We start from the raw sequence: 19457 nt of genomic DNA, 5'->3' as shown, positions 1-19457 counted from the left end.
TCAGCGTGTCACTTCCAACCCATGTAATAATGAGAGACATTCTCCAACTTTCACAGAAGGCTCCCATTCCTGGTCTTTAGGCTCAGTCCTGAAGAAAGCCCCTTGCGGCTTGCCCTCTTCCAGACCTTACCCGGCCGCGCCGCCCTGCGTGTGCGGCCGCAGGAGAATGCATGCTGAAATCTGTTCGTTCGCTGCCGACGGCCCTGCTGGCCGCCCTTGCCACCGCTGCTGCAACCCCCGCTCTTCCTGCTCCGGCCCTGGCGGCCCAGGCCGTGCGTGAAGCCCTCGCGCCCGAGGTGGCCCCCGCCCCAGTGGTCGCGGCGGCGCCGGTAGCCCGCCCCCAGTCCGTTCCGGTTCAGCCCACCGCCGCCCAGACCCGCGCTCAGGCCATCGAGCAGGCGCAGGAAGTGCTGGCCCAGCGTACCCGCACGGGCCGCAGCGTGATCGCGCGGGCAACGGCCTACAACAGCCTCGCCGCGCAGACCGACTCCACCCCCTTCATCACCGCGACGGGCACCCGCACCCGCCCCGGCGTGGTGGCTCTCAGCCGCGACCTGCTGCGGATGTTTCCCTACGGCAGCCGCATCACCATCGAGGACCTGAGCGGGAAGTACAACCACCTGCTCAAGGGCCGGGTTTTTTACGTCGAGGACACGATGGCCGCCCGCAAGACCAACAGCATCGACATCTGGATGGGCACCCGCAGCCAGGCCCTGCAGTTCGGGGCGCGGCAGGTCCGCATCACTGCCGTTCGCTGATCCCTCGCTCCCAGTCAGGGCGCGGAAGTCTCTCCGGAGGCCCCGCGCCCTTCGCCGTGCCGGGCGGGCCGGGGCGAAGCTGCTATCGTCCCCAGACGTGATTCAGACCTTCTGCTCGCCCGTCCTGACTCCGCAGGCCCACCCATGAGCCGGACCCCGGACCTCGCCTGGACCGTCGCGAGGGCGCACCTCGCGCGGAGGCGGACACAGAACGTGCTCACGGTGCTGGGGATCGCGGTGGGCGTGATGGTGCTGATCGCGGCCCTGAGCCTCACCAACGGGTTTACCCGCGCCCTGGTGGACGCCACGCTGCGGGCCAGCCCCCACCTCAGCCTGAATGCCTACGCGCCCTCGGGCCGGGACGCGGGTTTGGAAGCTGAGTTGCGTTCGGACCCGCGCGTCACCGCCTTTGTGCCCTTCGTGGGCGACAAGGGGCTGCTGACCCGCCCAGCCGGGGAGGGCCGCGCCGCCGGGGTGGATTTCGCCACCCTCTTCGGCGTGACTCCGGCCGCCGCCGAGGTTCTGGGGCTGCGGCCGGAGGAAGCGCGGCTGCTGCGCGGGCTGGGTCAGAACGAGATCCTGCTGGGCGAGGCCCTGGCCCGCAGCGTGGGCGCCTTTACCGGCGACGAGGTCCGGCTGCTGAATAGCACCCAGCGCCGGGCGGCCCTGCGGGTGGTGGGGGTGTTCAGCACGGGGAACTTCCTGATCGACTCGGGCTACGCCTTTACCAGTCTCGGCACCCTCCAGACCCTCCAGGGCACGCGCAACGTCACGGGCTACCAACTCCGGCTGCGTGACCCGGACCTGGCCCGCGAGGTAGGACAGGAGCTGACCCGGCTGCGGCCCTATGCTTCCCTGCCCTGGCAGGACCTGTATGGCACGCTCCTTGACCAGCTCGCCCTGCAAAAGCGCGTGATCGCCTTTGTGGTCTTCCTGATCGTGATCGTGGCGGCTTTCGGGATCGCCAACGTGCTGACCCTGGCCGTGTTCGAGAAGACCCAGGAGATCGCCATTCTGCGGGCCATCGGGGCCACACGGGGGCTGATCACGCGGGTCTTTCTGATCGAGGGAGCCGTGCTGGGGCTGGGCGGCCTGCTGCTGGGCAACCTGCTGGGGCTGGGCATCAGCCTGTACTTCACCGTGCGGCCCTTCCAGTTGCCGGGCGACCTTTACTTCATCACCGCACTGCCGGTAGAGGTGCGCTGGACCGATCTGTTGTGGGTCAACGCGGTGGGGCTGGGCACCACCCTGCTCGCGGCCCTGATCCCGGCCCGGCGGGCGGCGGGGGTGGAACCGGCCCGGATTATCCGCTGATCTGGAGTTCGGTGGGGCAGTGACCTCACCAGCCTCAGCGTGGCAAACCGGGTGCCGCAAAGCACCGCCCCCGCTGCCTCCACACAAACTGACCGTAGGCTGAAGCACCATTAAGTTTCGGGGTGTGCCCGCTCATGGCCCGTCATGGAGACCCCCGTAGCCTGCGTCTCGGAGGTACACCCATGAAGAAGCTTCTGATGATCCCCGCCGCGATGCTCCTCGGCACTGCGGCTGCGGCCCCCAAGATCAGCGCCCAGAGCATCATCGTGAACCCCGCGCAGCCTGCCCTCTCGGTGAGCGTGCGCGTGAACAAGGACACGAGCGGCAACGCCAACCCCACCTACCGCGTGGGCGAGAACATCTCGATCTCGACGAGCGTGAACCGCGACGCCTACGTCTACCTCTTTAACGTGGACGCCAACGGCGAGGTCACCCAGATTCTCCCCAACCGCCTCGGCGGCAACAACTTCGTCAAGGCGAACACCACCGTGACCTTCCCCCGTCCAGGCGCGAACTTCACCTTCACCGTCGGGGAGGACCTCGGTCTGAACAAGGTGCTCGCGCTCGCCAGCCTGACCGAGCTGGACCTCGACCAGATCAGCACCTTCAAGACCCAGCAAGACCAGTTCGCCACCGTGTCGGCCCGCGGCCAGAACCAACTGGCGCAGGCTCTGAGCATCGTGGTCAACCCCATTCCCCAGAATAGCTGGGTGACCGACACGGCCTTCTTCACGGTCGTCGGCCAGACCCCGGTCCAGACGGGCAGCCTGTTCGTGGGCACCAACGTCGCCAACGCGACCGTGACCCTGAACGGCCAGCGCCTCGGCAGCGCCAACACCACCTTCAGCAACATCCGGCCCGGCACCTACCCGGTGCGCGTGCAGGCCCCCGGCTTCCGCGACTTCACCACCACCATCACGGTGCGGGCGGGCGTGACCACCAACCTGAACGTGGACTTCGCCCAGGCTGTGACCCCGGCCCCCGTGGTGAGCAACCAGTTCACGCTGTCGATCCGCAGCAACGTGGCGGGCGCCCGCGTGTTCGTGGACGGGCGCGAGGTGGGCACCATCCAGGGCGGCGTCCTGAGCGTGTCGGTGCCCCGCGGCAGCCACGAGGTCGTGCTGATCGCCCCCGGCTACCGCACCTTTGTGAACACCTACAACGTCACCCGCAACGCCCAGATCACCATCACCCCCGCCCGCTAAAGCCGCGAGGGACTAGCCCAGACCCCCACCCGCGTCGGTGGGGGTTTTGGTGTGCCCTTACGGCCCCTCGCCCAGCAGGTCATGCAGCACCCGCGCCGTCATCCCCCAGATGTCGTGGCCGCGCCAGGGATAGCGGTAGAGGGGCACCCGCTCGCCGCCGGGGAGATGCCGCATCTCGCGCACCAGGGGGGCGGCCCGCAACTCGCCCAGCGTGGGCAGCAGCAGCTCGGCCACCTCCGCACTCAGGGTAAGTCTCGGTTCAGCCGGAATGCGGGCCAGGATAGGTGTGACATGGAAGCCGACCGGGGTGAACACGTCGTCGAGTTCGCCCAGCACCGTCACGTCGGCGGGGGAGAGGCCCACCTCCTCCTCGGCCTCACGCAGGGCGGCCTGCACCGGGGTTTCGCCAGGGTCGAGGCTGCCCCCCGGAAAGCTGATCTGGCCCCGGTGGGTGGGCAGGTCCGCCGAGCGCACCGTGAGCAGCACGCGGGGATCGGCCTCGCGGGTCAGCCCCACGAGGACGGCGGCACGGCGGAAGTCGGGGAGATGCAGGGACGCACGGGTGCGCTGCCCGACCCACAGCGCCCAGGGGTCCTCCAGCACGGCGCCCAGAGGATCGGGGGCCGGGTCGGTCATCCTTCCTCCGAGTCGGGCAGGGCCAGCAGCCGCGCCTGGGTGTGCTCGCGCAGGGCGACTTCCGCGTCCACCCCCAGCGAGCGTGCCCAGGCGACCGTGGCGGCCAGCACCTCGGCCACCCCCTCGGCGGAGTCGGGTGCCCGGTCCAGGGTTCCCCGGACCTCGCCGCGTTCCCCCCTCGCGTCCCCTGCCAGCTTCTGCGCCTGAGTCTCGCGGGCCAGCGCCCCCAGCGCGGCGGGCACCCGGTCGGCGGCGCGGCGGGGCTGCCCTCCTCGCTCGGCCGCCTTGATCGCCTGCCAGTTGGTGACGACCTCCTCCGCGTCCGCGACCTGCACGTTCCCGAACACGTGCGGATGCCGCCGCACCAGCTTGTCTACAATCCCGCGCTCCACGTCCGCGTAGTCGAAGGTGCCAGCCTCCTCCGCTATGACCGAATGAAAGGCGACTTGCAGCAGCACGTCTCCCAACTCGGCGGCGAGGGCGTCCGGACCTTCGGACACGGCGTCCACAGCTTCGGCCGCCTCCTCCAGCAGGTAGGGGCGCAGGGACTCGTGGGTCTGCTCGCGGTCCCAGGGGCAACCGTCCGGGGCACGCAGGCGGCGCAGGGTGGTCAGCAGCTCTTGCATGGGGGCCATGCTAGGGCGAATCGCCCGCCGGGTTCTGTCGCCTGGGGCGGGGTCAGTCCGCATCCTGCAGCGAACGTGACGGCGGCACCCTCACGCCCGTTTCACCGTCCGTCAGGTGCGGCGTGCTGCACTGGGCCGCATGAAGAAAGTGTTCCTGCCTCTGGCCCTCGTCTCCCTCGCTCTGTCCTCCGCCCCGGCGGGTGCTCAGGCCGCGAACGCCTGGAACGCCCAGACCCTCTCGACCGCCCGCTACGCGATCCTGGCGCCCCAGATTCAGGGCAACCCCAACCTGCTCAGCGCCGAGCAGCGGACCGGCATCCTGGCCGCGATGGGCCGCGACTCGGCCGGGGCGATCAAGCGCCGCTATCCGGGGGCGACCATCGTCGCGGACCCCAATACGCCCGGCGTCATCAAGGTCAGCCCCATCCTGATCGCGCCCGGATCGCTGGTGCCGTGGGCCAAGCTCACCGCGCGGCTGGACTTCGACCTCCCGGCGGGGCGGCGGGTGACCGTGCAGGACCAGTTCGGGCTGCTGACCCTGTGGCAGCACCAGCACGACGCGGCCAACTTTCTGTATGACCAGCTCGTGCAGCGCCTGCCCTGAACTCTGTCGGGGTCGCCAGGCTGATCTCGACGAACGAATCCAAGAAGGCGGGCTCCCAGTTCAGATGCTGGGAGCCCGCCTTCTTGAAAAGGCTTTACACGAACGCGCTGAATCCCGTGATCGCCCGGCCCACCACCAACGTGTTGATCTCGTTGGTGCCCTCGTAGGAGTAGATCGCCTCCGTGTCCGCGAAGTGCTTGGCGACCCCGTTTTGCAGCAGGATGCCGTTGCCGCCGAAGGTCTCGCGGGCCAGCGCGACCGTCTCACGGCAGCGGGCCGCCGTGACCACCTTGGCGAGCGAGGCGTGCTCGTCCTTCATCTCGCCCGCGTCGGCCATGTCCGAGAGCCGCAGGACCAGCGCGAGCATGCTCGTCACGTTGCCCAGCATGTGGACGAGGTGGTTCTGGATGAGCTGGAACTCCCCGATGCGCTTGCCGAACTGCTCGCGGGTCTGCGCGTACCCCAGCGCCAGCTCGTAGGCGCCCAGTGCACAGCCCACTCCCTGCCACGCCACGCCCGCCCGCGTGAGCCGCAGCACCTCGGCGGTCGTGCGCCAGCCGCGCACCGCTTGCAGGCGGTCAGCCTCGGGCACCCGGCAGTCCTCAAGGAAGACGTGCCCATTTTCCACGATCCGCAGCGCCGTCTTGCCCTCGATCTTCTCGACCCGGTAGCCCCCAGTCCCCGCCCGCACGATGAACCCGCGCACCTCGTTCGTCTCCTCGTCCCGCGCCCAGACCACCGTGAAGTCGCTGAAGGGCGAGTTGCCGATCCAGTACTTCTCGCCGTTCAGGACCCAACTGTCTCCGTCACGGCGGCAGGTCGTCCGCATGCCCTGGCTGACCTGCGAGCCGCCCTCCGGCTCGGTCAGGCCGAAGGCGCCGATGGCTTCCAGGTCGAGCATCTTGGGCAGCCACTCGGCCTTCTGCTCCTCACTGCCGCCCAGCGCGATAGAGGCGAAAGCCAGCCCCGCGTGCACCCCGAAAAATACAGCGGTCGACACGTCCACCCGGCAGGCTTCCAGGGTGATCAGGCCCTCGACGAGCGTGGCGTCGGGCTTGCGGGTGCCGTCCTCGTTCCAGACCCGGCGCACGAGGTCGAGCTTTCGCAGCTCGGGGATAAGCTGCCGGGGGAACTCGTCGCGGTTCCAGTACACGTTCATGATGGGCCGCACCTGATCGGTCATGAAGGTGCGGACCTGCCCCCGGACCTCCCGCTGCTCGGGGGTCAGGCGGCCCAACTGACCGTAGAAGTCGCCGTCGGGCGTGGGCAGGTCGGCGGTGCGGCCCCCGCCGCCGCCCAGGGTGCGGGCGAGCTGCTTGAGCTGGCCGTCGTTGAGCTGCGACACGCTGGAGAGCAGGCCCGGCAGGTCCACCTTCTGCCCCAGCCGAGTCAGGGCGTCGAGGTCGAGGTGCGCGAGCATCGCCTGGAGGGTGGCTGGATTGGTCATGCTTCCCCTTGTACCCGGTGCAAGTTGTTCAGACTGGGGCCTTTCACCCCAGGCCCCGTTCACCCGGCCTTGAGACTCCGTGTCCCAGTGGTAGGCGCGACTAGCATGCGGGCGTGACCGCCCCCCTCCGGCCCACCCGCCCATTGCCCACCCGGCCCGCCGGGTACGTGGAACTGGCCCGTTACAGCAGCCTGGGGCGCTTCTGGACGTACCTGGCGAGTGCCGTGCGAGTGGGGCGCGAGGTGACAGGGGTGCGGGGCGACCTCCCCGAAACGTGCCGCCGCCGCATCAGCGGGTATGCAATCCCCGGCGCGGCCCTGCTGCTGGACGTACCGCGCGTGACCGAAGCGCTGGACGAGGGCTTCGTCGCCCACCCCGCCCTGATCGCCCTGCTGGCGGGCGACCCCGACCCCCTACGCGCCGAGCTGAACGCCCACTACGAACTGCGACTCGACGCGGTGCTCGCTTTCACCGCTGCCCGCGACCTGATCGCCCGCCCGGAGTTCCGCTTCGTGCCGCTGGTGCCTGGCCTCTCCGAGCTGCCCACCGACCTGCCCCTCCGTGCCCGCCGGATGGGCCGCGACGAGGTACATGTGCTGGTGCAGCGGGCGTGCGGGTTGGCGTAGGGGGTTTCGTCTACCCGTCGCTCTCCGTCCGCTTCTTCGGCTTGCTCGCCGCGAACTTCGCCAGCCGCGCCGTGACCGCCGGGGGGGTGTTCGTCAGCAGGTGGCGCGAGGCGGGGTTGCGGCCCGCGAAGACCCCGACCCGGCCCAGCATGGTGCGGAACAGCTCTTCCGGCATGTCCAGCGCCGGGGTCAGCCGCACCGTGCGCTTGGAGCTGAGACTGAGGTTTGCCATCACCTCCGCCGCGTGCAGCTCGCGCAGGGCGAGGATGGCGGTCGCCTCGAAGACGATCTCCCGGAGGAGGCCGGGCAGGGGCACGCCCACCATCGGCCGGAACTGCATCGCCAGCAGCAGGCCCTGACCGCGCACGTTCTCGAAGAGGCGGGGGTACTCCTCCTGCAAGGCCTTCAGCCGCGCCAGCCCTATCTCGCCGAGGCGGGCGCTGCGGGCGGGGAGGTCCTGTTCGACGAGGTACTCCAGCGATTTGAGGCCCACGGCCATCGCCAGCGCGTTGCCGCCGAAGGTGTTGGAGTGCCGCTTGGAGCTCAGGCCGCCCAGCATCTTCTTGTAGATCTCGTGCCGCACGATGGTCGCGCCCACCGCCGTCATGCCGCCGCCCAGCGGCTTGGCGAGGGTCACAATATCGGGGTCGAGGCCCTGCGCCGCCGACTCGAACCAGTGCCCGGTGCGGCCCAGCCCCGTCTGAATCTCGTCCGCGATGCAGACGATGCCGTACCTCTGGCACAGCTCGCCCACCCCGCGCAGGAAGCCCGGCGGGGGAATGTTCACGCCGCCCTCGCCCTGAATCGGCTCGACCACCACCGCGACCACCTTGTCCGGCCCCAGCCGCGTCACGAGCTGCTTCAGCGCCTCCAGGTCGCCGTAGGGACTCGTGACCGCGCCCGGCACCAGCGGCCGGAAAATGTCCTGATACTCCGGGTTGGGCGTGAGGCTGAGGCTCCCCAGCGTCTTGCCGTGATAGCCGCTGGAAAAGGAGATGTAGTACTTGGCCTTGGGCCGCCACGCCTTGGCGAACTTCAACGCCCCCTCGATGGCCTCGGTGCCGCTGGAGCAGAAGAAGACCTGCGAGTCGGCGTGCGAGGGCAGCTCGCGCGAGAGCAGCCCCACCAGGTTGGTCTGGAGGGCCGCCCGCCACGGCGAGCTGGACTGCTGCGGCAGACTCAGCGCCCGGTTCCTGTCCAGAAATTCGTGCAGGAAGCTGGTGATGACGGGCGGCATATCCCCGAAGGGCACCGCCGCGTAGCCCGACGCGTTGATGCGCCGCACGCCCTGCTCGTCCTCCATCTCCCAGGGCGAGACCCGGTAGAACGGCCCGGCGAGGTCCAGCAGGCCCAGACCGTAGAGCAGTTCCTCGTTGCCGTATCTCTGATCCAGCGTCCGCACCTGCGCGGCGCTCAGGCGTTCATCGAGCACGTCCCCGGCGCGGATGAAGCCCGGTGGGAGTGGGGCGGGGGGAAGGGAAGTCACGCGCGGCAGTCTAGCGCCGCCGTTGCAGCCCACCCAGGCGGCCACCCACTTCCCGCGCCAGCTCTGGACTCGCGCCCCGCAGCCCCAGCACCCGTTCGGTGAGTTCCTGCATCCAATGCCACGCCTCGGCATACAGCCCCTCCAGCTCGTCCAGCCTTCCGGTCAGGAGAGCGTATCTTTCCAGCGTCCCCTGGCTCAGCTCCCACTCCGCCCGGCGCGAGGCCGTGAGCCAGTGCTCGGTGCTTCCCTCGGCCAGTCGCGCCAGCCGCAGCAGCCCGCCCCGCACCCACCCCAGCAGCTCCAGCGCCCGCACCCGTTCGCCGCGCTCCAGCACGTTCAGACCGAAGACCAGCCAGTTCAGCAGGCGGTCGTGGATCAGTTGGGCTTCGTCCTCCGGCTGCGGCTGATCCTTTGCCCGCAGCGCCGCGAGATGGGCGGCGAGGCGGCCGTCCCGGTCCTTGACCAGCATGGCCGCCGGGTTCATGTGCCAGTTGGGCCACCCCTCCACCCCCAAGAGCGCGGTCTCCGGCTCGGCGTGCAGTTCGACCCGGATCAGGCCGTCCATCACGGCATTCGGCGTCCCGAAGTCGTTCAGCACGAAATGCCGCACCGGGGCCACCCCCTCCAGCCACGCCCGCACGTCGAAGCCGGGCAGCTCGGCGGGCGACAGGAACACGTAATACTCCAGGTCGCTGAACGCGTCGGCGGTGCCCTGGGTGAAGCTGCCGTAGGCGAGAGCGTGCCCGATGCGTCCATCTGCCCGGATCGCGGCGCGGATGGCCCGGTCGAGGTCGCGCTGCGCGGGGGTGACGGGACGGTGGGGAGGCATAGCGGGAGTGTAGCCGTCCCTCAATCCACGTCCACACCCAGCCCCGGCTCCCGCCACAGCGTCACCATCCGCCGCACCTGCTCCGGCAGATTGCGTCCCAGCGACAGGGGTGGGAGGTCGCTCGGCGCGAACCAGCCGCTCTCCAGGGTCTCGGTGTTGTCGGGGTGCGCGGCCACATCCGCTAGCAACTCGCAGGCGATAAAAGCCTTGTAGACGGCCCACAGACCGGGCGGATGCGCGTGCTTGTCCTTGTCGAGCAGGGCGAGGAGCCGCACCGCCCGCACCTCACGTCCCGTTTCCTCGCGGACCTCGCGCACGGCGACCTCGCGGGGGCTGTCGCCGGGGTCGGCCCAGCCACCCGGCAGGCTCCAGAGGCCGTCCACCCGCTCACGCGTGAGCAGCACCTCGCCCGCCGCGTTCAGCACGACGGCCCGCACGTCCACCTTGGGGGTGAGGTAGCCGCGCTCAATCTGGAGCAGTCCGTGAACCTCCCCCGGCGTCTGTCCGGTGCCTTCGGCCAGCAATTCAGCGGTGAGGGCGAGCAGCCGCGCAAAGCGTTCGCGGTCGTAGGGGTCGCGCGTGTAGGTCAGCCCGGCCTGGGCGATGGACTGGAGTTCGCGGAGCTGGGCGAGGGAAGGCATGGCCGAGCGTATATCCTCGCCCCATGCGTCTGGTCCGAATCGCACACGGCGGCACCCCTTCCTGGGGCGAACTCGAAGGGGACACCGTGCACCTCACGCGCGGCATGGCGGGCGAGCGGACGGGGGAGACGGTGGCCCTCTCCGCCGCCACCCTGCTCGCCCCCGCCGAACCCAGCAAGATCGTCTGCGTGGGCCGCAACTACGTCAACCACATCAAGGAACTCGGCAACGACACGGGCGAACTGCCGAAGGAACCCGGCATCTTCCTGAAGGGGCCGAACGCGCTGGCCGCCGAGGGCGAGACGGTGGCCTACCCGGAGTGGACCGAGAACTTTCACTTCGAGGGTGAACTCGCTCTGGTGATCGGGCGGCAGGCACGGGACCTCACGCCGGAGAACGCGCTGGACTCCGTGGCCGGATATACCTGCGGCCTCGACCTCACCGCCCGCGACCGCCAGAAGACCGACCTGCAATGGTTCCGCGCCAAGGCGGCCGACCGCTTCTGCCCGCTGGGGCCGTGGCTGGAGACGGACTTTGACCCCGCCGACGTGCGTGTGATGACGCGGATCAATGGCGAAACGCGGCAGGACGGTCGAACGAGCCACATGATTTTCGACGTGCCCACCATCCTGACCTACCTCACCCGCTACGTGACCCTGGAACCCGGCGACGTGGTGCTCACCGGGACGCCGGAGGGCGTCGGCCCCCTCTCGCGCGGGGACACGGTGGAGGTCGAGGTGGAGGGCATCGGCGTGCTGACCACCCGCATCGGGTAGCCCAGCACGATTCCCCCGCCCGCCCCCGCGCTAGCCTGGGGCGTGTCCCACAACCCGCTCCCCTCCCGCGTGCTGACGCTCGCGCTCTCGCTGTCCCTGGGGCTGGCGGGCGCGAGTCCGGCGACCGACCTGTACGGGTCGGCGACCCAGGCCCTGGAAACGCGCTACTTCGGCTGGGCAACCGCCGACCGCGCCGACCTCACCCGGCGCTATGCCGACGTGCTGGCCGAGCGCTGCGCTCCCCAGGGTGACGCCTGCGACTACGCCACCGCCCGCGCGGTGCTGGGGGACCTCCTGACCGAACTCGGCGACCCCCACACCAACGTCCGCGACCCGGAGGGGGCCGAGCGGCTGCGCGAGGTCAGCGAGAACCGCGCCGTGCCCCGGACGGGCGTGCGGACGGCGCGGGTGGTGGGTGGACTCCTGGTGGTTTCGGTGATGCCCGGCAGTCCCGCCGACCTCGCGGGCGTGCGCAAGTTTGACCTGTTCACCCGCGTCAATGGCGAGGTGCCCGGCAAGGACGCGGGGGGCAAGAACCTTCCCCTTGGCCCGAACGAGTTCGTCACCTTAGAGCGCCGCGCTGCCCCCCTCCCCGTGACCCTACGCCGCGCGGGGGTGCCCGACCGCGACCTCACCCTGGAGACGGCCCCGCTGCAAGCCCGCGACGAGCCGACCCTCGGCTGGGTGAACGCGGAGGGCGCGGGACGGGTCGCCGTCATCGACTTTCCCAGCTTTCTGCCGCAGGACAGCTCCGAACTGTTCCTGAAACGGCTCACCGAGGCGCAGACGGGCGGGGCCTCGGCGCTGGTCGTGGACCTGCGCTACAACGGCGGCGGCTCGCTGGGCGAGTGCGTGGCGGCGGCGAGCGTCTTCGCGCCCGTGATCTACCAGTCGCGCTGGGAGGGGGGCACCTCCAGCTACGGCGGCGTGCGCGGGCAGGAGGTGCGTCCGGCGGTGGCCCGTGCCGCGGCAGGCAACCTGAATGTGTGGCGCGGCCCGACGGCGGTGCTGGTCGGGCCGGGCACGGCTTCCTGCGCCGAGGTCTTCTCGCACTTCGCGCGGGGGGCGGGGGCGGTCGTGGTCGGGGAAGCCACGCGCGGCGTCGGCAACAGCGGGGTGCAGTTCCTGCCGCTGCCGGGCGGGCACCTGCTCTCGCTGACCGTGCTGCGGGCCTTCGACGCGGCGGGGCAGCCCTTGCCCGCGGCCCTCACGCCCGACGTGGCGGCGCCCGCCGACCTCACCGCGCTCACCACGCGGGGCGAGGACACCACGCTGTCGGCGGCGCTGCGGCGGCTCGCGGCGGCGGGGGGCGGGCCGTGAGAGGCTCCGTCCGGGCCAGCCAGATGGTGACCCTTCGCCGCGTTTCCTGCCTCCGGCGGCCCATAGACTAGACTTCAGGCAGGCTATCCCGTTTTCTTCCGCGCCGCCCTGCCCGGCCCTCCTTCTCTGAATCCCGGACCCCGCACGACTTCGCCCCGTCCCACTCTCGGACACCGACACAGGGGGGAGCCTCCATGAACCGATACGACGACCGCGCCCGCCTCGTGTTCCACTACGCCCGCGAAGAGGGCAACCGCCTCGGGCACGCCATGGTCGGCCCCGAACACCTGCTGCTCGGCCTGATGCGCGAAGGCGGCACCGCCGCGACCATCCTGACCGAGTTCGGTGCCTCGCTCGACGGCCTGCGCCGCCGCGTCGAGGAAATCATCGGCCGGGGCGAGGGCAACCGCCTCAACGACGCCCCCTCCATCACCCCCCGTGCCCGCCGGGTGATGGAACTCGCCTCCTCGGAGGCCCGCAACCTCGGCGCCCAGGTGACCTCCACCGAGCACATCCTCCTCGGCATCATCCGCGAGGGGGACGGGGTGGCCTTCCGCATCCTGCAAGAACTCACCAAGGACGTGGACACCATTCGCTGGCGGGTCCTCGCGCAGGGCGAGGGCGGCACGTCCGGCAAGGCGGCCAAGCCCGTCGCCACCCCCTTCCTCGACGAGTACGGCCGCGACCTGACCCAGCAGGCCCGCGAGGGCAAGCTCGATCCCGTCATCGGCCGCTCGGAGGAGATCCGGCGCGTCACCCAGATCCTGACCCGGCGCACCAAGAACAACCCCGTCCTGATCGGCGACCCCGGCGTGGGCAAGACCGCCATCGTGGAGGGCCTCGCGCTCGCCATCCACGAGAAGCGCACGCCGCCCAACCTGCACGGCGTCCGCCTGGTCAGCCTCGACCTCTCGGGCGTCGTGGCCGGGACCAAATACCGCGGCGAGTTCGAGGAGCGGCTGCGGCAGATTATCGAGGAACTCCGCAACGCCAAGGTGATGGCCTTTATCGACGAGCTGCACACCCTGGTCGGGGCGGGCGGCGCGGAGGGCACCCTCGACGCGGCGAACATCCTCAAGCCCGCCCTCTCGCGCGGTGAGATTCAGGTCATCGGCGCGACGACCACGGGCGAGTACCACCGCTACATCGAGAAGGACGCCGCGCTGGAGCGCCGCTTCCAGCCCGTCATCGTGCTGGAACCCAGCCCCGCCGAAACCCTCCAGATTCTGCGCGGCCTGCGCCCCCGCTACGAGGAGCACCACGGGGTGCAAATTCCCGAGCAGGCGCTGGAACTCGCCGTCCGCATCGGCGAACGCTCGCTGCCGGGCCGGAACTTCCCCGACAAGGCGATCGACCTGATCGACGAGGCCGCCAGCCGCGTCCGCCTGAACATGAGCGTGGGCCTCCCGGTCGCGGAGACCGAAGACGGCGAGCCCTACGTCACCCGCGAGGACATCGAGAGCGTCATCAACTCGATGGGCGGCGTGTACTCCGAGGAGTCGGCCGCGCAGCTCACCGACCTCGAAACCCAGCTCACCGATCAGGTGTACGGCCAGCCCGACGCGATCAAGGCGCTTTCCAGCGCCCTGCGTCGCGCCCGCGTGGGCCTGGGTGGACGCACCCGTGTGGCGGCCAGCTTCCTGTTCGTCGGTCCCAGCGGGGTGGGCAAGACCCACCTCGCCAAGGCGCTCGCGCGGACGCTGTTCGGCTCCGAACGCAGCCTGATCCGGGTGGACATGAGCGAGTTTCAGGAGTCGCACTCCATCTCCAAGCTGATCGGCTCGCCTCCCGGCTACGTGGGCTTCGAGCAGGGCGGGCGCCTGACCGAGGCTGTGCGCCGCCAGCCCTTCAGCGTGATCCTGCTTGACGAGATCGAGAAGGCGCACCCGGACGTGTACAACACCTTCCTGCAGGTGCTGGACGACGGCCGCCTCACCGACGGCCTGGGCCGCACGGTGGACTTCCGCCGCACCATCATCATCATGACCAGCAACACGGGCTTCAACGTCAACCCGACGGTGGGCTTCAGCCCGGTCACGCAGGACTCCAACACGCCGCTGCGGCACATCTTCACGCCGGAATTCCTTGACCGCCTCGACGACGTGATTCGCTTCCGGCCGCTGGGCGAGGAGGAACTGGTGCGGGTGGCGCAGCAGCTTCTCGGCGAGATGCGCGAGGAACTCGCCAGCCGCGAGCTGAACGTGACCTTCGATCCGGCCATCGCCGCGTGGCTGGTGGGCAAGCTCAAGGCCCGCAGCCCCAAGCACGCGGTCGGAAGCAGCCGCCAGCTCCGCACCCTGGTCCGCGAGGAACTCGAAGACCCGCTGGCGCTGGAACTCCTCGGGCACGCGGGCGAGGAACTGCGCGTCGTGCTGGGCGAGGACGGCATCCAGTTCGAGCGCGGAATGACCGCGCCGCCGCAGATTCTGGCCTGAGAAGACCCCTCACCCCTCGCTGCGCGAGGCCCTCTCCCCTGGGGAGAGGGTTTTTTCTTTTCCCCTCTACCTCTGGGAGACTCGTAGAGCTGCTTGCCGAGGGGCGCTGCGAAGCAGCGGGGTGAGGGGTCTCCACCCCCGCCACGGTCTCCCACCCCCTCACCCGCTAGCATGCCCCCCATGACCAAAAGCATCGCCGCCTTTCAAGATGAACACGGCCGCATCACCGGCTGGCCCTCCGACCGCCGCCGGGCGCACCAGCTCGCCATCCTCGACCACCTCACCGGGCTGTTCGAGCCGGGCCGCCGCTACTCGGAGGACGAGGTCTCGGCGCTGCTGCACGACCACAGCACGCTGGAAGACCCCTCCGTGCTGCTGACCGAGCTGGTGGACGGGGACTATCTTGCCACCGGGGGCGGCGACTACTGGCGGGCGGACGCCAGGCCCAACGGGTAGGCCGCGTGGCGAGAGTCACGACCAAGTACGTCTGCACCTCCTGCGGCTACCAGTCGGCCAAGCCTCTGGGCCGCTGCCCGAACTGTCAGGCCTGGAACTCCTTCGAGGAGGAGGTGCCCACGGTCGCCACCGGCAAGGCCCGGCCGGGCGGCGCGGGCGGCTACGGCGGCGTCACCGGCGGCAAGCTCACCCCACTGTCGGGCGTGGGGCGGCGCGAGGAACCCCGCACGCCCACGGGCATCCCCGAGCTCGACCGGGTGCTGGGGGGCGGACTGGTCGCGGGCGGCGTCACCCTGATCGGCGGCGAACCCGGCATCGGCAAGAGCACCCTGCTGCTGCAAGTGGCCGACCGCCTCGCCCGGCAGGGGCAAACGGTGCTCTACGTCGCGGGCGAGGAATCGCTGGAGCAGATTCGCCTGCGGGCCGACCGTCTGGGGGTCACCGCCGAGATTCAGCTCACCCGCGACACCCGCGCCGAGCACGTCGCCGCGCTGATGGCCGAGCACAAGCCTGCTCTGTGCATCGTGGACTCCATCCAGACCGTCACCGTGGAGGGCGACGGCACCCCCGGCGGCGTGGCGCAGGTGCGTGAGGGGACCGCCCTGCTCACCCGCGCCGCCAAGGAGACGGGCACCGCGACCGTCCTCGTGGGCCACGTCACCAAGGAGGGCACCGTCGCCGGACCGAAGGTGATGGAGCACATCGTGGACACCACCGTCTTTCTGGAGACGGTCGGGGCCTTCCGCCTCCTGCGGTCGGTGAAAAACCGCTTTGGGCAGGCCGGAGAACTCGGCGTCTTCGAGATGCGCGGCGAGGGGCTGGTCGCCGTCGAAAATCCCTCGGCGGCCTTTCTCGCCGAGCGGCCCGTCGGCGTACCCGGCAGCGTCGTGGCGGCGACCATCGACGGCCAGCGGCCCATGCTGCTGGAGGTGCAGGCCCTCGCCAGCAAGACGCCCTACCCCAATGCCCGCCGGGTGGTCGTGGGCCTCGATCCGCGCCGGGTGGACGTGGTCCTGGCGGTGCTGGAGCGGCGGCTGGAGCTGACGCTGGGTGGGCTGGACGTGTACGTGAACCTCGCGGGCGGCCTGAAGGTCCCCGACCCCGGCCTCGACCTCGCGGTCGCGCTCGCCGTGTACTCGGCGGTCGTGGGCCGGGCGCTGCCGGACAACGTGGCGGTCTTCGGGGAGGTCGGGCTGGCGGGTGAGGTCCGCTCGACCCAGGGCGCCCTGCGCCGCGCCGAGGAGGCGACCCGCGCGGGCTACCGCCAGCTCATCGTGCCGCCCGGCCTGGACGGGCGCGAGGGGGTCCGCAGCGTGGAGGAAGCGGTGGGGCTGGTGTGGAAATCGGGCGCCTGAATGGCCCCGCCCCGCGCACATACAGGTTTGCTCAAGGCACCGTCATCTCTCCCGTCTGGAGGATGCGTCACACTGCTCCTCATGAAGAAGAACGTGCTCAAGACCCTGACCCTGGCGGCCGTGCTGGCCCTTCCCGTGACGGCATACGCCCAGACCGACGGCAGCGAAGGCGAAACCACCGGCACCAACGCTCCCGCCGAGGCCACCGACTCTGCCACCGACTGGGGCTGGCTGGGCCTCGCCGGAATCCTGGGCCTCGCCGGGCTGGGGGGCAAGCGCTACACCCAGACGGTCGTGAACACCAGCAACACGACCCGCCGCTAAGCCGAACAAATGAAGCCGCCGCCCCACGTAGGGGCGGCGGCTTTGTCCTGCCTCAGTTCAGCACACCCGTTTCGAACCGGAACCCCTGCCCGTCGTAGTCCACCGTCAGGCTGCTGCCGTCGGTGACGTGGCCGGAGAGAATCTCGCGCGCGAGTGGCGTCTCGATCTCGCGGGCGATGGCCCGCTTGAGGGGCCGGGCACCGAAGGCGGGGTCATACCCGATCTGCGCGAGGCGGTCCTTGGCCGTGTCGGTGAGGTGCAGGGCGACCCGGCGCTCGGCCAGACGCCGCCGCAGGCCCTGGGTCTGGATATCCACGATGCGGTGCAGGTCGGCCGGGGTCAGCGCGTCGAACACGATGATGTCGTCCACGCGGTTGAGGAACTCCGGCCGGAACTCGCCGCGCAGTTCCTCCATCACGGCCTCGCGGATCGCCTCGGCGCTCTCGCCCCGGTGCTGCATCTCCAGGATCAGCGGCGAGCCGATGTTGCTGGTCAGGATGATCAACGTGTTGCGGAAGTCGACCGTGCGGCCCTGGCCGTCCGTCAGGCGGCCATCGTCCAGCACCTGCAGCAGAACGTTGAACACGTCGGGGTGCGCTTTCTCGATCTCGTCGAGCAGGATCACTGCGTAGGGGCGGCGCCGCACAGCCTCGGTAAGCTGGCCGCCTTCCTCGTAGCCCACGTAGCCGGGAGGCGCCCCGATCAGGCGGGCCACCGTGTGCTTCTCCATGTACTCGGACATGTCGAGGCGGACCATCGCGTCACTGGAGTCGAAGAGGAACTCGGCCAGCGCCTTCGCCAGCTCGGTCTTGCCCACGCCCGTCGGTCCCAGGAACATGAAGCTTCCCAGCGGCCGGTTGGGGTCGTTCAAGCCCGCGCGGGCACGGCGAATCGCGTCGGACACGCTGACGATGGCGCGGTCCTGGCCCACCACCCGGCTGTGAAGCTGTTCTTCCAGCCGCAGCAGCTTCTCGCGCTCGCCTTCCATCAGCTTGCTCACCGGAATGCCCGTCCAGCGGCTCACGACGGCGGCGATGTCCTCCTCGGTCACCTCCATATGCGCGAACTCGGCGTCCTTGAGCTTCCGTTCCAGCTCCTGCACCTCGCGTTCCAACTGGGGCAGGGTGCCGTATTCCAGCTCGGCGGCCTTCTGGAGGTCGTACTCGCGCCGGGCACGCTCGATCTCGGTGCGGACCCCGTCGAGCGCCTCGCGCTTCTCGCGCAGCGCCTGAACTTCGCCGCGCTCGGCCTCCCAGCGGCTGCGAACCTCGCTCAGCTCGTCGGTGACGGCCTTCAGCGACTCCTCGATATCCAGCAGGCGGTTTTGCGAGTCCTGGTCCTTCTCGCGCCGCAGCGCCTCGCGCTCGATCTCCAGTTGCAGCTTGCGGCGCTGAAGCTGGTCGATGCGCTCGGGGCTGGATTCCAGCGCCATCCGCAGCCGGGCGGCCGACTCGTCGATCAGGTCAATGGCCTTGTCGGGCAGTTGCCGGTCGGAGATGTAGCGGTGCGAGAGCTGCGCGGCGGCGACCAGCGCGGGGTCGGTGATCTCGACGTTGTGGTGGACCTGATAGCGCTCCTTGATCCCGCGCAGGATGGAGATGGTGTCCTCCACGCTGGGCTCGTCCACGAAGACGGGCTGGAAACGCCGTTCCAGCGCGGGGTCCTTCTCGATCTCGCGGTACTCGTCGAGGGTGGTCGCGCCGATCAGGTGCAGTTCGCCACGGGCCAGTGCAGGCTTGAGCATGTTGCCCGCGTCGGGGCTGCCTTCCGTCTTGCCCGCACCCACGATGGTGTGAATCTCGTCGACGAAGAGGATGACCTCGCCCGCCGACTGCACGACTTCCTCGATCACGCCCTTGAGCCGTTCCTCGAACTCGCCCCGGAACTTGGCCCCCGCGAGCAGGCTGCCCATCTCCAGCGAGACGATGCGCTTGTTCTTGAGGCCCTCGGGCACGTCGCCCTTCACGATCCGGATGGCGAGCCCCTCCGCGATGGCGGTCTTGCCGACGCCGGGTTCCCCGATCAGGACGGGGTTGTTCTTGGTGCGGCGCAGCAGAATCTGCATCACGCGGCGAATCTCCTCGTCGCGGCCGATCACCGGGTCGAACTTGCCGTCGCGGGCACGCTGGGTCAGGTCGGTCCCGTACTTTTCCAGCGCGTCGAATTGTTGTTCAGCGGTCTTGGTCGTCACGGTCTTTCCTTTCCGGGCGTCTTGAACGGCCTGGCGCAGCGCCGCTTCGGCGGGCAGGCCAGCGGTGCGGCTCTCCCCGCGCAGCGCGAGCAGCAGCGTGTCGGCGGCGACGAAGGCGTCGCCCAGCGCCTGCGCTTCCTTCTCGGCCGCTTGCAGGGCACGGCTCAGCGCGGGGTCGAGGTACAGGTTCTCACCGCCGCCCTGCACGCGCGGGAGTTTGGCGAGTTCGGCGTCCAGCGCGGCGCGAATCGCCGAGAGGTCGCCCCCCGCCGACGTGACCGCGCGGGCGGCGGTGTCGTTGTCGAGCAGCGTCCGCAGGACGTGCGCGACGGTCAGGGTCTGTTGGTGGTTGGACTGGGCGAGCTGTTGGGCAGCGGCTATGGCCTGCAGCGCCGCCTCGGTGAAGCGTTCGGGATTCAAGGGAACCT

General features: G+C 70.0%; 18 protein-coding genes. 11 read left to right on the top strand and 7 right to left on the bottom strand.

What is annotated here, in order from left to right; all coding sequences use genetic code 11:
• Positions 1 to 170 precede the first annotated feature (170 nt).
• The 3 genes from C3K08_RS07005 (at position 171) to C3K08_RS06995 (ending at position 3277) form a co-directional block, all read left to right on the top strand.
• A complete protein-coding gene (locus tag C3K08_RS07005) occupies positions 171 to 758 on the top strand; it encodes a 3D domain-containing protein (RefSeq protein WP_104990655.1) in 588 nt (195 codons plus the stop codon).
• Positions 759 to 902: 144 nt separating this feature from the next.
• The gene (locus tag C3K08_RS07000; protein ID WP_104990654.1) at positions 903 to 2072 is read left to right on the top strand and encodes an ABC transporter permease; all 1170 of its coding nucleotides are present in this window, start codon (positions 903 to 905) and stop codon (positions 2070 to 2072) included.
• A gap of 182 nt (positions 2073 to 2254) precedes the next feature.
• Positions 2255 to 3277 (top strand): DUF4384 domain-containing protein, encoded by a 1023-nt coding sequence (locus C3K08_RS06995; RefSeq protein ID WP_104990653.1) that lies wholly within the window; start codon positions 2255 to 2257, stop codon positions 3275 to 3277.
• A 57-nt stretch (positions 3278 to 3334) separates the two neighbouring features.
• Here the strand turns inward: C3K08_RS06995 and C3K08_RS06990 are convergent, their stop codons facing one another.
• The gene (locus tag C3K08_RS06990) at positions 3335 to 3913 is read right to left on the bottom strand and encodes a CoA pyrophosphatase (RefSeq protein ID WP_104990652.1); all 579 of its coding nucleotides are present in this window, start codon (positions 3911 to 3913) and stop codon (positions 3335 to 3337) included.
• Positions 3910 to 4539, bottom strand: coding sequence for a MazG family protein (locus C3K08_RS06985; protein WP_104990651.1), 630 nt, complete (start codon positions 4537 to 4539; stop codon positions 3910 to 3912). The genes C3K08_RS06990 and C3K08_RS06985 overlap by 4 nt, the downstream gene beginning before the upstream one ends.
• A 139-nt stretch (positions 4540 to 4678) precedes the next feature.
• On the opposite strand from C3K08_RS06985, the gene C3K08_RS06980 reads away from it, so the two are divergent.
• Positions 4679 to 5143, top strand: a complete 465-nt coding sequence (locus tag C3K08_RS06980; protein ID WP_104990650.1) for a hypothetical protein — start codon at positions 4679 to 4681, stop codon at positions 5141 to 5143.
• 94 nt (positions 5144 to 5237) lie between these two features.
• Here C3K08_RS06980 and C3K08_RS06975 read toward each other — a convergent pair whose 3' ends face one another.
• Positions 5238 to 6590 (bottom strand): acyl-CoA dehydrogenase family protein, encoded by a 1353-nt coding sequence (locus tag C3K08_RS06975; protein WP_199776885.1) that lies wholly within the window; start codon positions 6588 to 6590, stop codon positions 5238 to 5240.
• Positions 6591 to 6703: 113 nt separating this feature from the next.
• Between C3K08_RS06975 and C3K08_RS06970 the strand changes: the two genes are divergently transcribed.
• Positions 6704 to 7216, top strand: coding sequence for a hypothetical protein (locus C3K08_RS06970; RefSeq protein ID WP_104990649.1), 513 nt, complete (start codon positions 6704 to 6706; stop codon positions 7214 to 7216).
• A 10-nt stretch (positions 7217 to 7226) separates the two neighbouring features.
• Here C3K08_RS06970 and C3K08_RS06965 read toward each other — a convergent pair whose 3' ends face one another.
• The 3 genes from C3K08_RS06965 to C3K08_RS06955 are packed head-to-tail and all read right to left on the bottom strand — an operon-like array spanning position 7227 to position 10172.
• Positions 7227 to 8702, bottom strand: a complete 1476-nt coding sequence (locus C3K08_RS06965; RefSeq protein WP_234008998.1) for an aspartate aminotransferase family protein — start codon at positions 8700 to 8702, stop codon at positions 7227 to 7229.
• Between the two features lie 10 nt (positions 8703 to 8712).
• Positions 8713 to 9531 (bottom strand): hypothetical protein, encoded by an 819-nt coding sequence (locus tag C3K08_RS18415; protein ID WP_234008997.1) that lies wholly within the window; start codon positions 9529 to 9531, stop codon positions 8713 to 8715.
• Positions 9532 to 9551: 20 nt separating this feature from the next.
• Positions 9552 to 10172, bottom strand: coding sequence for an NUDIX hydrolase (locus tag C3K08_RS06955; RefSeq protein ID WP_104990647.1), 621 nt, complete (start codon positions 10170 to 10172; stop codon positions 9552 to 9554).
• Positions 10173 to 10195: 23 nt separating this feature from the next.
• Between C3K08_RS06955 and C3K08_RS06950 the strand changes: the two genes are divergently transcribed.
• The 6 genes from C3K08_RS06950 (at position 10196) to C3K08_RS06925 (ending at position 16838) form a co-directional block, all read left to right on the top strand.
• Positions 10196 to 10948: a fumarylacetoacetate hydrolase family protein gene (locus C3K08_RS06950; protein ID WP_104990646.1), complete on the top strand. Its 753-nt coding sequence runs from the start codon at positions 10196 to 10198 to the stop codon at positions 10946 to 10948.
• A 42-nt stretch (positions 10949 to 10990) separates the two neighbouring features.
• Complete coding sequence (locus tag C3K08_RS06945; RefSeq protein WP_234008996.1) at positions 10991 to 12268, top strand: S41 family peptidase; 1278 nt, start codon at positions 10991 to 10993, stop codon at positions 12266 to 12268.
• 194 nt (positions 12269 to 12462) lie between these two features.
• Positions 12463 to 14703 carry an ATP-dependent Clp protease ATP-binding subunit gene (locus C3K08_RS06940; RefSeq protein WP_104990645.1) on the top strand — a complete coding sequence of 747 codons (2241 nt, stop codon included), beginning with the start codon at positions 12463 to 12465 and terminating at the stop codon, positions 14701 to 14703.
• Between the two features lie 180 nt (positions 14704 to 14883).
• Positions 14884 to 15159, top strand: coding sequence for a DUF2087 domain-containing protein (locus C3K08_RS06935; RefSeq protein WP_104990644.1), 276 nt, complete (start codon positions 14884 to 14886; stop codon positions 15157 to 15159).
• Positions 15160 to 15164: 5 nt separating this feature from the next.
• Positions 15165 to 16514: a DNA repair protein RadA gene (gene radA, locus C3K08_RS06930; protein WP_104990643.1), complete on the top strand. Its 1350-nt coding sequence runs from the start codon at positions 15165 to 15167 to the stop codon at positions 16512 to 16514.
• A gap of 81 nt (positions 16515 to 16595) precedes the next feature.
• A complete protein-coding gene (locus tag C3K08_RS06925) occupies positions 16596 to 16838 on the top strand; it encodes a WGxxGxxG family protein (protein WP_104990642.1) in 243 nt (80 codons plus the stop codon).
• 52 nt (positions 16839 to 16890) lie between these two features.
• Here the strand turns inward: C3K08_RS06925 and clpB are convergent, their stop codons facing one another.
• Positions 16891 to 19449, bottom strand: a complete 2559-nt coding sequence (clpB, locus tag C3K08_RS06920; RefSeq protein ID WP_199776884.1) for an ATP-dependent chaperone ClpB — start codon at positions 19447 to 19449, stop codon at positions 16891 to 16893.
• Positions 19450 to 19457 lie beyond the last annotated feature (8 nt).

The organism is Deinococcus sp. NW-56 (assembly GCF_002953415.1).
Taxonomy (GTDB): Bacteria; Deinococcota; Deinococci; order Deinococcales; family Deinococcaceae; genus Deinococcus.
The sequence above is the reverse complement of the archived record's forward strand: the minus strand, read 5'-3'. Positions and strand labels throughout refer to the sequence as shown.